Source organism: Amycolatopsis kentuckyensis (genome assembly GCF_002155975.1).
In the GTDB taxonomy this organism is placed as follows: domain Bacteria; phylum Actinomycetota; class Actinomycetes; order Mycobacteriales; family Pseudonocardiaceae; genus Amycolatopsis; species Amycolatopsis kentuckyensis.
This window is the reverse complement of the sequence record NZ_MUMI01000626.1, coordinates 1-13,150: the sequence shown is the minus strand read 5'-3', so window position 1 is coordinate 13,150 and position 13,150 is coordinate 1. Positions and strand designations below refer to the sequence as shown.

Sequence of the window (13,150 nt, the reverse complement as noted above, 5' to 3'; positions counted from 1 at the left end):
CCGCTCCGGAACCCCCGGCCGCCGGGCTGCCCGACCCCGGCGGCCTCGTGCTGGCCATGCGGCTCGAGCGTCCCGCGGACCGGACCCTGGCCGACGCGCTCGTCGACGCCGGGCGCTGGCTCCGCGACCTGCACGACTGGGCCGGCCACTCCGGCTACCGCGTCGAGGAGTCCACCCTGCCCGGTGGCCGGGACCTCGTCGAAGTCCGGTTGCGGGCCGGGGAAAGCAAGGCGCCGTTCCCGCTCACCGAAATGCAGCTCGCCTACCTCGTCGGCCGCGTGGACACCTGGCTCGGCGACGCCGTCGCGCCCCACTACTACACCGAGGTCGACGTCCTCGACCTCGATCCCGCACGGCTCGAGACCGCCCTGCGCACGATCCTCGCGCGGCACCCGATGCTGCGTGCCACCGTCACGCCGGACACCTTGCAGGCCGTCGCGGACACCCCGCCGCCGTGTCCGGTCGAGGTCTTCGACCTGCGGGGCCGCCCGGAGGACGCCGCGCGGATCCGGGAGGAGCGCTCGCACCGCGTCCTCGACCCCGCCGCCGGCCCGTTGCTGCACGTCGCCGCGAGCCGGCTCGACGACCGCGCCTGGCGGGTCCACTTCGGACTCGATCTGCTGTTCTGCGACGCGCAGAGCGCCGTGATCCTCGCCGACGAGCTGGTCACCGCCTACCACGACCCGGCCCGGCTGCCCGCCCCGCCGCGGGCGACGTTCGCCCGGTGGGTCACCGGGCGCGGCGACGCCCCGGAACGGTCGCGGGAGTACTGGCGCCGCGCGGCCGCCGTCATGGCGGACGGCCCGGCCCTGCCGGTCCGGGCACCCGGCGCGGGGAAGGTCCGGTTCACCCGCCGGCACGCGGAGATCGACGCGGACCGCTGGCAGGAATTGTGCGCCACCGCGCGCCGCCACGGCGTCACACCCACCGGGCTGCTGCTCTCGGCGCTCGCCGACACCCTGCACGCGGGCGGTGGCGGCGACCGCTTCACGCTCGTCGTGACGTCGTTCGACCGGCCCGCCGGGCACGAAGGCGTGATCGGCGACTACACGTCGACGGTGCTGCTGGACGTGGACCGCGTCGCGGGCAGCCACGCCGACCGCGCCCGGTCGCTGCAACAGCGGTTGCTCGCGGACCTGGAACACGGGCAGGTGCACGGCAACGAAGTGCTGCGCGAGCTCGCCGCCCGGCGGGGCGGCCAGGTGCTGCTCCCGGTCGTGTTCTCCAGCGGGCTCGGCAGCACGCGCACCGCGGACGGCGCCTCCGCCGACGCGTCGCGGCTGCTGTCCCGCTTCGGGCGTACGGAATACGCGATCAGCCAGACCCCGCACGTGGTGCTCGACTGCCAGGTGTTCGAGGCGCAGGGGGCGCTGCGGATCAACTGGGACGCGGTCGACGCCGCTTTCCCGGACGGCTACCTCGACCCGTTGTTCGCGGCCTTCGTCGAGGTGGCCGGGACGACGGAGTGGGCCGAACCCGACCCGGCCGGGCTGGCGTCGCGGGGGCTGGCGCGGGCGTCGACCGTCGTGGACCGGGGCGTCCCGCGGCAGCGGATCGGCAGCGCGGACCCGGCGGTCGAGCAGCGGATCGCCACGGTCCTCGGCCGGCTGCTGGGCGTCCCGGCCGCGGAGCTGGACCCGCTGCGGACGTTCTTCGAGCTGGGCGCGACGTCGCTGACCCTGGTGCGGGCGCACCGGGAGCTGTCGGCGGACCTGGACCGGCCGGTCACCGTGCTGGACCTGTTCGCCCACCCGAGCCTGCGGGAGCTGGCCGCGCACCTCGCCCCGGGACCGGCGGTGGCCGAGCCGGCGGACGACGTGCTGGCCGCGGCCCGATCCCGTGGGCGGGCCAGGCGGGTGACGCGCCGGTGAGCCGCGGCCGGGAACCCCCTCGTTCCCCGGAAATCACCTAGGCGTCCCGCGGATTACGCGGAGCCGGACGGCGTGACACGTTACCCGGGTGACCGTTATCCGTTCTCCGGCGGAATTCAACAGCGGCGACCTCTACGTCGATCTTCACGACAGCATGGGGGTCCCGCTGTTCCTCAAGTGCGAAGGCTTCAACTTCGCCCGGTCGATCAAGCTGAAGGCGGCGACCGAGATGGTCGAAGGCGCCGAACGGCGGGGGGTGCTGCGGCCGGGGATGACGATCGTGGAATCCTCGTCCGGCAACCTCGGCGTGGCGCTGAGCATGCTCGCCGCGAGCCGGGGGTACCGCTTCGTCTGCGTCACCGACGCGCGCTGCACGCTGTCCAGCCGGCGGATGATGCAGGCGCTGGGCGCCGAGGTGCACGTCATCACCGAACCCAAGGCCGACGGCGGTTTCCTCGCCGCGCGCATCGACCACGTGCAGGAGCTCTGCGCGGCCGACCCCGGTGTCGTGTGGCTGAACCAGTACGGCAACCCGGACAACTCCGGTGCGCACTACCGGACGACCGGCCCGGAGATCCTGGCCGCGTTCCCCGGTGTCGAAGTGGTCTTCATCGGCGCCGGGACGACCGGGACGCTCATGGGCTGCGCCCGCTACCTGCGGGACCGGCGGCAGAACGCCTGGGTGGTCGCGGTCGACGTCGTGGGCTCGGTGAACTTCGGCGGCCCCGCGGGAGTGCGGATGATCCCCGGGCTCGGCACCGGGATGCGTCCCGAGCAGCTCGACGAGTCCGTGGTGGACGACGTGGTGATCGTGGACGAGCGGGAAACGGTCGCGACGTGCCGCGAGCTCGCCGCACACGGGTTCGTCTTCGGCGGCTCCACCGGGACGGTCGTCGCCGGCGCCCGCCGCTGGCTGGCCCGGAACCGCCCGGGCGGGGACGTCACCGCCGTGGCGATCGCCCCCGACCTGGGCGAGAGCTACCTGGATTCGGTCTACAACGACGACTGGGTGCGGAAGCTGCCCGGGTAGGCCCGCTCTTCGTCGCACAGCAGCACGGTGATCGCCCTCTCCGGGGCCAGGTACGCCCGCGCCGCCGCGGTCACCTCGTCCGGGGTCACCGCGGCGAGCCGGGCGTCGTGCCCGCCGAGCCACGACAGCGGCAGCCCGTGCAGGTCCAGTTCGCCCAGCGTCGCGGCCAGCCCGGTCAGCGTCGCCAGCCGCAGCCGCAGCGTGCCGACCGAGTAGCGGCGGGCGCGGTCCAGTTCCGCCGGGGTCACCGGCCGGTCCGCCATGCCGGTCAGCTCGGCGTGGACCTCCTCGACCGCCGCCGCCGTGTTCGCCGTGACGACGTCGAGGGAGACCGTGACCAGGTGCGCCTGCGCCACGTGCAGTGGCGAACTGCGCGGGGAGTAGGAGAATCCCTTGTCCTCGCGGATGTTCTGGACGAGCCGGGAGGAGAAGTACCCGCCGAACACCATCGCGGCCAGTGCGAGCGCGGGGTGGTCCGGAGCGTCGTAGCGGGGTGCGGGCAGCGCCATCCGCAGCAGCGACTGCGACACGCCCGGCGCGTCCACAATGGACCGGCCGGGCACCCAGGAGCCGGGACGGCGCATCGGGACCCCGCGTCCCGGCTGCCACCCGCCCAAGGCGCGCTCGACGAGATCCAGCACCGACGCGGGATCGAAGTCGCCCGCCAGCACCACGCACGCCCCGGTCGGCAGGACGCGTTCGGCGTGCAGCGCGCGGACCGCGTCCCGGTCCGTCCGCCGGAAGTCCTCGGGCCGCGGCACGGGCAGGCCGTAGGGGTGGTCGCCGAACATCCGGGTGTTGAGCGCTTCGGCGACGTGGTGGGCCGGGCTCGCCAGGACGGCGATCGTGCCCTGGACCGCGTTGTCCACGGTGATCGCGAACTCGGCGGCCGGGTAGGCCGGGGCAGTGACGATTTCCTCGAGCAGGGCGAGAAAGGCCGGCAGCTGGTCGGCGAGGACGCTGCCGGCGATCCGGAGCCGGTCCGCGTCCGCCGCCGCCGACAGCCCGCCGCCCATCGCCCGCGCGCGGTCCTGGGTGCGGGACTCGTCGGACAGCGCACCGGCCAGCAGGACGGCGGTCGCGGCGTCGGCGTGGGCGAAGGGGATGCTCAGGCAGACTTCGGCGAGCGGGGTGCTCGCGCGGCGGGTGGCCAGGACGCGCAGGCCGTTGGGGAGGGTCCGTTCGCTGACTTCCGGGAGCCGCAGCGGGCCGGGTGCGGGGACGTCGAGCAGGTCGAAGGTGGTCATCGGGCGGCTCCCGGGTGCAGTTCGACGGTCGCCCGCCGGTCCGGGCGCAGCGTTGCCGCCGCGGCCCGGACGTCGGCGGCGGTCACGGCCCGGCTGAGCGGGCCCAGTTCGTTGATCACGCCGGCGTCGCCGTGCTGCAGCGCGAACACCGCGAGCAGCCGGGCGCGGGCGGCGAGCCCGTCGAGCATGCGGACCAGCTGGGCGCTGATCGTCCGCGTCGCCGCGGTGAGCTCGGCCGGGTCGGGCCCCTCGGTGGCGAGCCGCTCGATCTCCTCGTCGACCGCCGCGAGGATCGGGTCCGTTCCCGGCCCGCCCGGTACCGGGCTCGCGGTCAGGACCAGGCACGTCGGGTCGCGGACGCCGAAGACCTCGCCGGTGAGCCCCAGCCCGCAGTCCACAGAGGACACCCAGCGGTCGCGCCGGGCCAGGCGGCGCGTCAGCCGGCCCAGTGCGCTGTCGGTCAGCAGCAGGCACAGCACCAGGTACGCGAGGTAGCCCCGCAGATCGGCCGCCGGATCGGGGACCCGCCACGCCGAGGCGAACAACGGCAGCGGGGCCAGCGGGTCCACATAGGAATCCCGGCGCTCGGCGGTGAGGTCCGGCTCGGCGATCACCGGCCGGGCCGGCACCGGCCGCGCCGGGATGTCCGAGAAGTACCGCTCGGCGAGCTCGACTCCGCGGTCGGCGGACACATCGCCCGCGAGGCACAGGATCGCGTTGCCCGGCGCGTAGTACCGCTCGAAGAAAGCCTGCGCCTGGGCCGTCGTCGCGGTCCGCAGCTCGTCGATGGCGCCGTAGCCGTTGTGCGCGTTCTCGAAGCTGTCGAACACCAGCGGCGCCAGCGGCAGCCACGGGAAGCCGCCGTACGGGCGGGACAGGATCGCGCCGGTGATCTCTTCGGCCACCACGTCGATCTGGTTGGCCAGGCTCGAAGCGGTCAGCGCCGGCGCCCGCATGCGGTCGGCCTCGAGGAACACCGCGTGCTCCGCGCCGGACGACGGGAGCACCTGGTAGTACTCGGTGTAGTCCAGGTGGGTCGTGCCGTTGAAGACCCCGCCGCAGCTTTGGACGTAGTGCGCGTGCGCCCCGCGGGGCAGGTTCGCCGACCCCTGGAACATCAGGTGCTCGAAGAGGTGCGCGAACCCGCTGAACCCGCGGGGTTCCGACCGGCTGCCGACGTCGTAGACGACCGTGGCCGCGACGACCTCGGCGTCGTGGTCGGGCGCGACGAGCACCCGCAGCCCGTTCGGCAGGACGTGCGGGGTGAGCTGGTAGCGCCGATCGGCGCGCAGAGTGCTGTTCATGACCGTCGCCACGGTAGCCGTCCGCGGCGGCCGCGGGCGCGAGGTCATCACTTCGGCGGATGCGGCTTCCGTGTTTGCCGGAACCGCGTCTCCACCGGATTGACGACGCCGACCGGTGCGTGTGAAAACGGTCTCGCCGCCGGTGAAGGTCATCGGGCGAGGCGTACGAACGACAACGGAGCGACGCATGGCACAGGCGGAAGTCATCCCGGGCGGGATGCTCGGCGTCGACAAGGCGCTGCGCGAGACCGAACTGCTCATTTCGACGGGCATCATCCTCAGTTCGCTGGAATCCCTGGTGCGGCCGCAGGACGTCGAGGACGACGGCCTGATCAGCTGGCGCATCGGGCGGACCCGGTCGAAGCGGATGGCGAAGGGCAAGACCGGCGAGCTCTTCGACAAGGTGTTCACCAGCCCGGGCATCCAGGTGCTGACGTCGCTGCGGCTGACCGCGTCGACACTGGTCGCCCTGCCCGGCACCAACCGGCAGACCAAGGCCGCGGCGATGACCTTCCTCGCCGTCACGAACGTCCTCATGCAACTGCGCAGCAACTACGGCGCGGACGGCTCCGACCACGTCAACCTCGTCGTCTGCGCCGCGGTGGCGGCCAGCAAGTTCTTCCCGAACGACGAGAAGGCGCGCAAGGCCTGCACCGCCTTCATCGCCGGGCAGTCGGTGGTCTCCTACTTCGCGGCCGGGCTCGCCAAGGCGGTTTCGCCCTACTGGCGCGACGGGAGCGCGATGCAGGGCATCTTCCGCACCAAGACCTACGGGCAGAAGCACGTCGGCGAACTGCTGAAGAAGTACCAGGTGCTGGCCCGGCTGGGCGGCTGGGGCGTGTGGGTGGGCGAAATGCTCTTCCCGCTCGCGCTGGTGGCGCCGAAGCCGATCGCCGTCGGCCTGCTCGGCACCGGTGTCTCCTTCCACGCCGGCAACGCCGCCTTCATGGGCCTCAACCGGTTCCTGTGGGCGTTCAGCGCGACCTACCCCAGCGTCGTGCACCACTCCAAGCACATGTCCCAGCGCCTCATCGCGGGACAGTAGGGAATCGACGTGCCTGCTGAGAAGAAGAAGTCCGGCACCCGGACCGTCCTGCGCCTGCTGCGTCCCTACCGGGGACCGCTGGGCATCGCCGGGATCGTCGGCCTGGCCAGCGCGATCCTGTCGCTGATCCAGCCGATGGTCGTCGGCGACGTCGTCGGCGCGCTCACCACCCGGACCCTGGCGTCCGGGACGCTGATCCTGCTCGTTTCGCTGTTCGTCGGCGACATCGTGCTGCGCGTGATCGAGATGTACCTGCTCGGCCGCTGCGGCGCGATGATGGTGCTCGACACCCGGCGCTCGGTCGTCGGGCGGCTGCTGCGCGCCCCGGTCAAGTCCCACCTCGAACGCCAGCGCGGTGACCTGTTCGTCGGCGCGGTCGCCGACACCGACCTGCTGCACGGGTCGCTGATGATGGGCATGATGAACATCGCCGCGAGCCTCGTGCTCGTCGTCGGCGGGGTCATCTTCATGACCTTCCTCGACCCGCTGCTCACCCTCGTCACGGTCGCGTGCCTCACGGTGGCCGCGGTCGGCAGCGTCTTCGTCGCCCGGCAGGTGCGCAAGGCGATGGCGCAGAACCGGGAAGCCGTCGGCCGCTACGGCGCCGCCCTGCAGCGGGCGCTGATCGCGATCGGCACGGTGAAGGTGAGCCGCGCCGAGGACCGGGAAACCGAACTGGTCCTGACCCACGCCGCCGACGCCACCAGCGCCGACATGCGCGCGGTGCGGCTGCAGGCCGCGATGACGCCGCTGGTCAACCTCGGCATCCACGGTTCGTTCGCCGTCGTGTTCACCTTCGGCGCGGCCCGGATCGCCAGTGGCGCACTCGACACCGCCGGGTTCGCCTCGTACCTGCTCTACCTGTTCTACATGCTGACGCCGCTCATCACGCTGTTCACCAGCTTCGCGCAGATCCAGCTCGGCGTGGCGGCGGGGCAGCGGGTGGAGGGGCTGCTCGACCTCCCGGACGAGCGCGTCGCGGACGCCGCGGCCGAGCCCGCGTTCTCCTCGTCGGTCCTGGAATACGACTCCGTGTCCTTCGGCTACGCCGAAGACCGGCCGGTCCTCAAGGACGTGTCCTTCGCCGCGCTCGAACGCGGGCTGACGGCGGTCGTCGGCCCGTCGGGCACCGGCAAGACGACGCTGTTCTCCCTCGCCGCGGGCCTGTGGCGGCCCCAGCAGGGCCGGATCCGGCTGGGCGGTGTCGACCTGGGGTCGGTGGACCTGCACACCCTGCGCGGCCGGATCGGCTACGTGGAACAGGACGCCCCGGTCCTCGACGGCACCATCCGGGAGAACCTGCTCTACGCCAACCCCGGCGCGACCGACGGGCAGATCCGCACCGCCGTCGAGCAGGCGCACCTCGCCGAGTGGGTGGACGGCCTCGAAGACGGCCTGGAGACCCGGGTCGGCGAGTCGGGCGCGGCGATCTCCGGCGGCCAGCGGCAGCGGATCGCGATCGCGCGGATGCTGCTGCTGGAACCCGACGTGCTGCTCCTGGACGAAGCCACGTCCCAGCTGGACGCCGAAGCCGAGCTCGCGCTGCGCAAGGCGGTCGCCGAGGTGGCGCGCGAGCGCGCGGTCATCGCCGTCGCGCACCGGCTGTCCACTGTGGTCGAAGCCGACCGGATCGTCGTGCTCGACGGCGGCCGGGTCCGCGCGGTCGGCGACCACCAGTCGCTCCTCGCGGGCGACGACCTCTACCAGCGGCTGGTGGCGACGCAGCTGTTGCCCGAGGCCACCGTTGTCACCGCAGGGAGGAACTCGTGAACCGGCTCGCGTTGAAGTGCGGCCTCACCGCGGCCGCCGGCGTGCTGGCCGCCGTGCCGTTCGCGGCGGGCGCGGTCTACCAGAACGTGCTGACCCGCCGGGACGACCGGGAGCTGCCCGGCCTCGGCGAACTCGTCGACGTCGACGGCCGCAAGGTGCACGTCCGCCGGCTGGGCGAGCCCGCCGAGGGCCCGACCGTGGTCTTCGAGAGCGGACTGTCCTCGCCGCTGGAGATGTGGAGCCGGGTGCAGGCGGCGGTGGCGGAGGTCGCGCCGACGATCTCCTACGACCGCGCCGGCATCGGCTGGAGCGAGCCCGGCGAGCGGCCGCGCACCGCCGAGCGGATCCGCGGCGAGTTCGAGCGGCTGCTGGAGGTGCTCGACGTCCGCGGCCCGCTGATCCTGGTCGGCCACTCCTACGGCGGCATGCTGCTGCGCGCCTTCGCCCAGGAGCACCCGGACCGGGTGGCCGGCGTCGTGCTGGTCGACGCGGCCCACCCCGAGCAGCTCGAACGCTCGGCCCGGCAGCGCCTCGGCCTGCCGCTGATGCGGGCCAGCGTGCGCAGCAGCCTGTTCTGGTCCCGTTTCGGCCGCAACCGGCTGCGCAAGGTCGACTCCGGCAGCCAGCTCACCGGCCTGCCCGAGGTGGAGCTGAAGACCACGATCGCGCGCATGATGACCACCCGCAACTGGGCCGCCTCGGAGGCCGAGATCGACGCCTGGCTCGCCCACGTCGTCGAAGAGATCCGCGCGGCCACCCTGCCCGACGGCGTCCCGCTCTTCGTCGTGACGGCGGACGAAACGGAGAAGGCCGACCCGGTGCACGGCGAACTGCAGCGCGAGCTCGCGTCGCTGTCCGCGGTGTCGGTGCAGCAGACCCTGCCCGGGGCCACCCACCTCGGGATGTTGTGCTCGGCCGGGTCCGCGCGGGGCGTGACCGCGGCCGTGCTCGAAGTCGTCGACGCGGCCCGCACGGGCCGGGCCGTCAAACCCGTCGAACTCGTCGAAGCCGAACCACCGGGAGACCAGCCGTGAGCACCTCGACCCGCACCCTCGCCGCGATCAGCGCCCGGTACGCCCTCTACGGCGTCCTCGGCAGCTGGCTGGTCGCCACCACCCTGAGCCAGGACCCCACCCGCAAGTTCGACAAGATCCGCAAGCTGGACCCGACCGGCTCGCTCATCCCGGACTGGCGGTTCTTCGCGCCCCGGCCCGGCATGCACGACTACCACCTGCTGATCCGGGACGAGCTGCCCGAAGGCGAGGTCACGCCCTGGAAGGAGTACTGCCAGGTCGAGGAACGCAAGTGGCAGCACTTCTTCTGGTACCCGGGCCGCCGCGCGGAGAAGGTCGTCACCGACGCCGTGTCCGGCCTGATCCAGATGCAGCCGGACCTCAAGGACCGCAAGGAGGACGTCCAGGTCTCCGTGCCGTACCTGACCCTGCTGAACTACGCGACCCACCAGGTGCCCCACCACCCGGAGGCCAAGCGCGTGCAGTTCCTCATCGCGACGTCGGCGGGGTACGACGAGACGGAGGAGCCGATGATGCTCTTCCTGTCGAACCCCCACCCGCTGGCCTGACCGTGGCCGACGGCGTCACGGTCCTCATGACGGGTTCGTTCAGCGTTTCGGCGGACAACGTCCGCTGGCTGCGCGCCAACGCCCCGGAGATCACCTCGGTGGAGCTGGTCCTGGACCGTGACCAGCTCTGCGCGCGGGCCGGCGCCGCCGGCCGGGCCGTGGGCATCGTCGACGCGGCGAGCCCGGAACTGGCCGGGCTCGCCGAGCGGTTCGGCGCGGTCGCCGCGGGCGGCATCCTCGCGGTGACGGCCAACCCGGCCGAGGACCACGTCGTCGGGCTCTTCGCGCGGGGCGTCATGGGGGTCACCCTCACCTCCAGCCCCGCCGAAGAGCTCGTCACGGCGATCCGCGGGGTCGCTTCGGGCCACTGGTTCGCGCCGCCGCGGTACCTGGCCGCGGTGGCCGAGACGGTGGTCCGCAACCCGCGCGGTCCCCGGGCGCAGAAGCTGCGCGAGCTGCTCACCGAGCGGGAGCTGGACGTGCTGCTGCTGCTCGCGGCGGGCTGCGCCAACCAGGAGATCGCCGACAAGCTCGGGATCTCGGTGACGACGGTGCGCAGCCACGTGCTGAGCATCCTGCGGAAGCTCAACGTGCCGAACCGCACGGTGGCGGCGATCTGCGCCTACCGGTCGGGCCTCGCGGGGGTCTGACCGGGAGGCCGGCCCCGCGGGCGGAACCGCCGAAAAGGGCCTTTCCTCGCTTCGAACGCGGGGAAAGGCCCTTTCGTGCGGAAGAAAGCTTTTGGGATGCCGGGCCCGCGCGCCCACTCTGGGGGCGCACGGCGCACGGGCCCGGCAATGGGGCCGGCCACCCGGGAATCGGCACCGGGCCCGGCCATGGGACCAGCGTATGGCCCCGCCACCCCCTCAAACCACCGGTGTTCCACGGAAACCCTTCCGGTGGAACGCGGATCGCCGCTCAGCGCCGTCGTGGCGACGCGAGCCGGCGCAGGGCCCTGGCCGCCGCGTTCGCGCCGCACATGCCGTGCGCGCCCGCGCCGGGCGGCGTCGCCGCCGAGCACAGGTACATGCCCGGGACGCCGACGTCGTAGGGGGAGAGCGTGACGCGGGGCCCGAAGACGAGCTGCCGGACGGTCGTGGCGCCGGTGATGACGTCACCGCCGACGTAGTTCGGGTTGTACACCGCCAGCTGCGTGGCCGAGCGCACCGCCGTGCCGACGATCCGGTCCCGGAAGCCGGGCGCGAACCGTTCGATCTGGTCGATGATGGCTTCGGTGGCGTCGCCCGGGTAGCCGTGCGGCACGTGCGCGTAAGTCCACAGTGGATGGACGTCGCCCGCCGAACGTCCGGGGTCGGCCAAGTACTGCTGCCCGGCCAGGACGAACGGCCGCTCCGGCAGCCGGCCGGCGTGGATCTCGCGCTCGCCCGCGGCGACCTCGGCGTACGTTCCTCCCAAGTGGACGGTCCCGGCGCGGCGGACGGCCGCGTTGGCCCACGGCACGCCGCCCTCCACGGCGAAGTCGACCTTGAACGCGCCGGGCCCGTGCCGGTACCGGCGGTAGGCGCGGGCGATCCGCGGGGGCAGGCGGTCGCCGAGGATGTCCGCGACCGCGCCGGGGGCGAGGTCGAACAGCGTCACGTCGGCCGGCGGCAGCTGCGCCGCCGAGGTGATCCGCACGCCCGTCTCGACCCGGCCGCCGAGGTCGGCCAGCAGCTTCGCCAGCGCGGTGGTGATCGAGCCGGAACCGCCGACGGCGACCGGCCAGCCGTGCCGGTGCCCGGCGGCGATGATGCCGAGGCCGATGGCCGACGTCATCGGGTGGTGCAGCGGCCGGAACGCGTGGGCGGCGATCCCGCCGAACAGCGCCCGCGCCCGCTCGGTGGCGAACAGCCGCGCGAAGACCGCGCCGGGCAGGGCGGCGGGCAGGCCGAACCGGGCCAGCGTCAAGGGGTGCTTCGGGAACCGCAGCAGCGGGCCCATGATGTCCTCGGCGAGCGCGTCGAACCGCGCGGCCGGGCGGCCGAACGCGCGCCGCCACCGGGCGCCGTCGGCGCCGAGCGCGGCTTCGGTGTCCGCCACGGACCGGTGCAGCAGGGCCGCGTCGCCGCCGTCGAGCGGGTGGGCGCAGTCGATCTCCGGCCACGCCCAGGCCAGCCCGTACCGGTCGAGGCCCAGCCCGGTGAGGAAGGCCGAGCCGACGGCCATCGGGTGGAAGGCCGAGCAGTCGTCGTGCAGCAGGCCGGGCCGGATGGCCTCGGTCGACCGGGCGCCCCCGCCGATCCGCTCGGCGGCCTCGAGCACGGTGACCTCGACGCCCGCGCGGGCCAGGGCCACGGCGGCGGCGAGCCCGTTGGGCCCGCTTCCGACGACGACGGCGCTGCTCATGCTCTGCTCCCGATCATCCGCGGACCACGGACGCCCAGTCTCGGCTCCGGCCGCGGTTCGCGGGCGCAAAGGCGCCGGATCCGGGAGCAGGTTCCTCGAAAGGCGGACGGGCCGGCCGCGGTCGTGAGGGATTTCCCCACCCCGGCCCGCCGGGCCGGTGCGGCGGGGGCCGCGGTGGTGTCATGAGGGGAACGCACGCGAGCCGGGAAGGGGCGGGCTGATGGGAACCGGAGCGCAGGTGATCGTGGCGGCGGTGGCGGTCCTGGTGGTGCTGACCCGGCTCGCGGTCGCCCTCTGCCAGGCCCGCTCGGACGCCCGCATCGCGGCCCGCCGCGCCCGCGAAGACCGGCGGCTCCCGGCGGGCTAGCTCGCGGGAACGCCGGTCACCGGCACCGCCCGCGTGGTTCACTGGGGGCATGCTGGTGGGTGCGCACGAGGTCGCCGTGTTCGAAAGCGTCAGGGGGCGGCTGGAGGCCATCGCCTACCGCCTGCTCGGGTCGGCCGCCGACGCCGAGGACGCCGTGCAGGACACCTTCCTGCGCTGGCAGTCCGCCGATCGGGAGGCACGTCGAGACGCCCGAGGCGTGGCTGACCAAGGTGCTCACCAACCTCTGCCTCAACCGGCTCACCTCGGCGCGGGCCCGGCGGGAGACCTACGTCGGCCAGTGGCTGCCGGAGCCGGTCTTCGCCGGGGACCGGATGCTCGGTCCCTCCGACACCGTCGAACAACGCGAATCGGTCTCCATCGCGATGCTCACGCTGATGGAGCGGCTCTCGGCCAAGGAACGCGTCGTGTACGTGCTGCGCGAGGCGTTCGGGTACTCGCACGCCGAGATCGCCGAGGTGCTCGACCTCACCGAGCCCCACTGCCAGCAGATCTACCGCCGGGCCAAGCAGCACCTGGTCGCCGACCGCCGCCGGGTCGAGGTCGACGCGGCCGCGGCGCGCAAGATCG

General features: G+C 73.4%; 11 protein-coding genes and 1 pseudogene. 9 read left to right on the top strand and 3 right to left on the bottom strand.

The window, feature by feature from the left end:
* The coding region (locus tag CCN39_RS44110) for a condensation domain-containing protein (RefSeq protein WP_244211292.1) at nt 1–1,871 on the top strand (1,871 nt) is incomplete at its 5' end.
* Between the two features lie 88 nt (nt 1,872–1,959).
* Nucleotides 1,960–2,901, top strand: a complete 942-nt coding sequence (gene sbnA, locus CCN39_RS44105; RefSeq protein WP_086852708.1) for a 2,3-diaminopropionate biosynthesis protein SbnA — start codon at nt 1,960–1,962, stop codon at nt 2,899–2,901.
* Here the strand turns inward: sbnA and CCN39_RS44100 are convergent.
* Nucleotides 2,865–4,148 (bottom strand): M16 family metallopeptidase, encoded by a 1,284-nt coding sequence (locus CCN39_RS44100; RefSeq protein ID WP_086852706.1) that lies wholly within the window; start codon nt 4,146–4,148, stop codon nt 2,865–2,867. The genes sbnA and CCN39_RS44100 overlap by 37 nt on opposite strands.
* Entirely contained in the window at nt 4,145–5,452 is a 1,308-nt protein-coding gene (locus tag CCN39_RS44095) for a M16 family metallopeptidase (RefSeq protein WP_086852709.1), read from the bottom strand. The genes CCN39_RS44100 and CCN39_RS44095 overlap by 4 nt, the downstream gene beginning before the upstream one ends.
* Before the next feature lie 187 nt (nt 5,453–5,639).
* Between CCN39_RS44095 and CCN39_RS44090 the strand changes: the two genes are divergently transcribed.
* The 5 genes from CCN39_RS44090 to CCN39_RS44070 are packed head-to-tail and all read left to right on the top strand — an operon-like array spanning nt 5,640 to nt 10,499.
* Nucleotides 5,640–6,497 carry an HTTM domain-containing protein gene (locus tag CCN39_RS44090; protein ID WP_086852705.1) on the top strand — a complete coding sequence of 286 codons (858 nt, stop codon included), beginning with the start codon at nt 5,640–5,642 and terminating at the stop codon, nt 6,495–6,497.
* Between the two features lie 9 nt (nt 6,498–6,506).
* Complete coding sequence (locus CCN39_RS44085; RefSeq protein ID WP_086852703.1) at nt 6,507–8,267, top strand: ABC transporter ATP-binding protein; 1,761 nt, start codon at nt 6,507–6,509, stop codon at nt 8,265–8,267.
* A complete protein-coding gene (locus CCN39_RS44080) occupies nt 8,264–9,301 on the top strand; it encodes an alpha/beta fold hydrolase (RefSeq protein WP_086852701.1) in 1,038 nt (345 codons plus the stop codon). The genes CCN39_RS44085 and CCN39_RS44080 overlap by 4 nt, the downstream gene beginning before the upstream one ends.
* Nucleotides 9,298–9,849, top strand: coding sequence for a hypothetical protein (locus tag CCN39_RS44075; protein ID WP_086852699.1), 552 nt, complete (start codon nt 9,298–9,300; stop codon nt 9,847–9,849). Before CCN39_RS44080 ends, CCN39_RS44075 begins: the two co-directional genes overlap by 4 nt.
* 26 nt (nt 9,850–9,875) lie before the next feature.
* Nucleotides 9,876–10,499 (top strand): response regulator transcription factor, encoded by a 624-nt coding sequence (locus CCN39_RS44070; protein WP_143264388.1) that lies wholly within the window; start codon nt 9,876–9,878, stop codon nt 10,497–10,499.
* A 268-nt stretch (nt 10,500–10,767) separates the two neighbouring features.
* On the opposite strand, the gene CCN39_RS44065 is transcribed toward CCN39_RS44070, so the two are convergent.
* A complete protein-coding gene (locus CCN39_RS44065) occupies nt 10,768–12,195 on the bottom strand; it encodes a phytoene desaturase family protein (RefSeq protein ID WP_086852695.1) in 1,428 nt (475 codons plus the stop codon).
* A gap of 220 nt (nt 12,196–12,415) precedes the next feature.
* On the opposite strand from CCN39_RS44065, the gene CCN39_RS50455 reads away from it, so the two are divergent.
* Together CCN39_RS50455 and CCN39_RS44060 are read left to right on the top strand one after the other, a co-directional pair.
* Nucleotides 12,416–12,562: a hypothetical protein gene (locus CCN39_RS50455; protein WP_158104608.1), complete on the top strand. Its 147-nt coding sequence runs from the start codon at nt 12,416–12,418 to the stop codon at nt 12,560–12,562.
* 49 nt (nt 12,563–12,611) lie between these two features.
* Nucleotides 12,612–13,150, top strand: a pseudogene (locus CCN39_RS44060) (sigma-70 family RNA polymerase sigma factor); the annotation flags it as partial.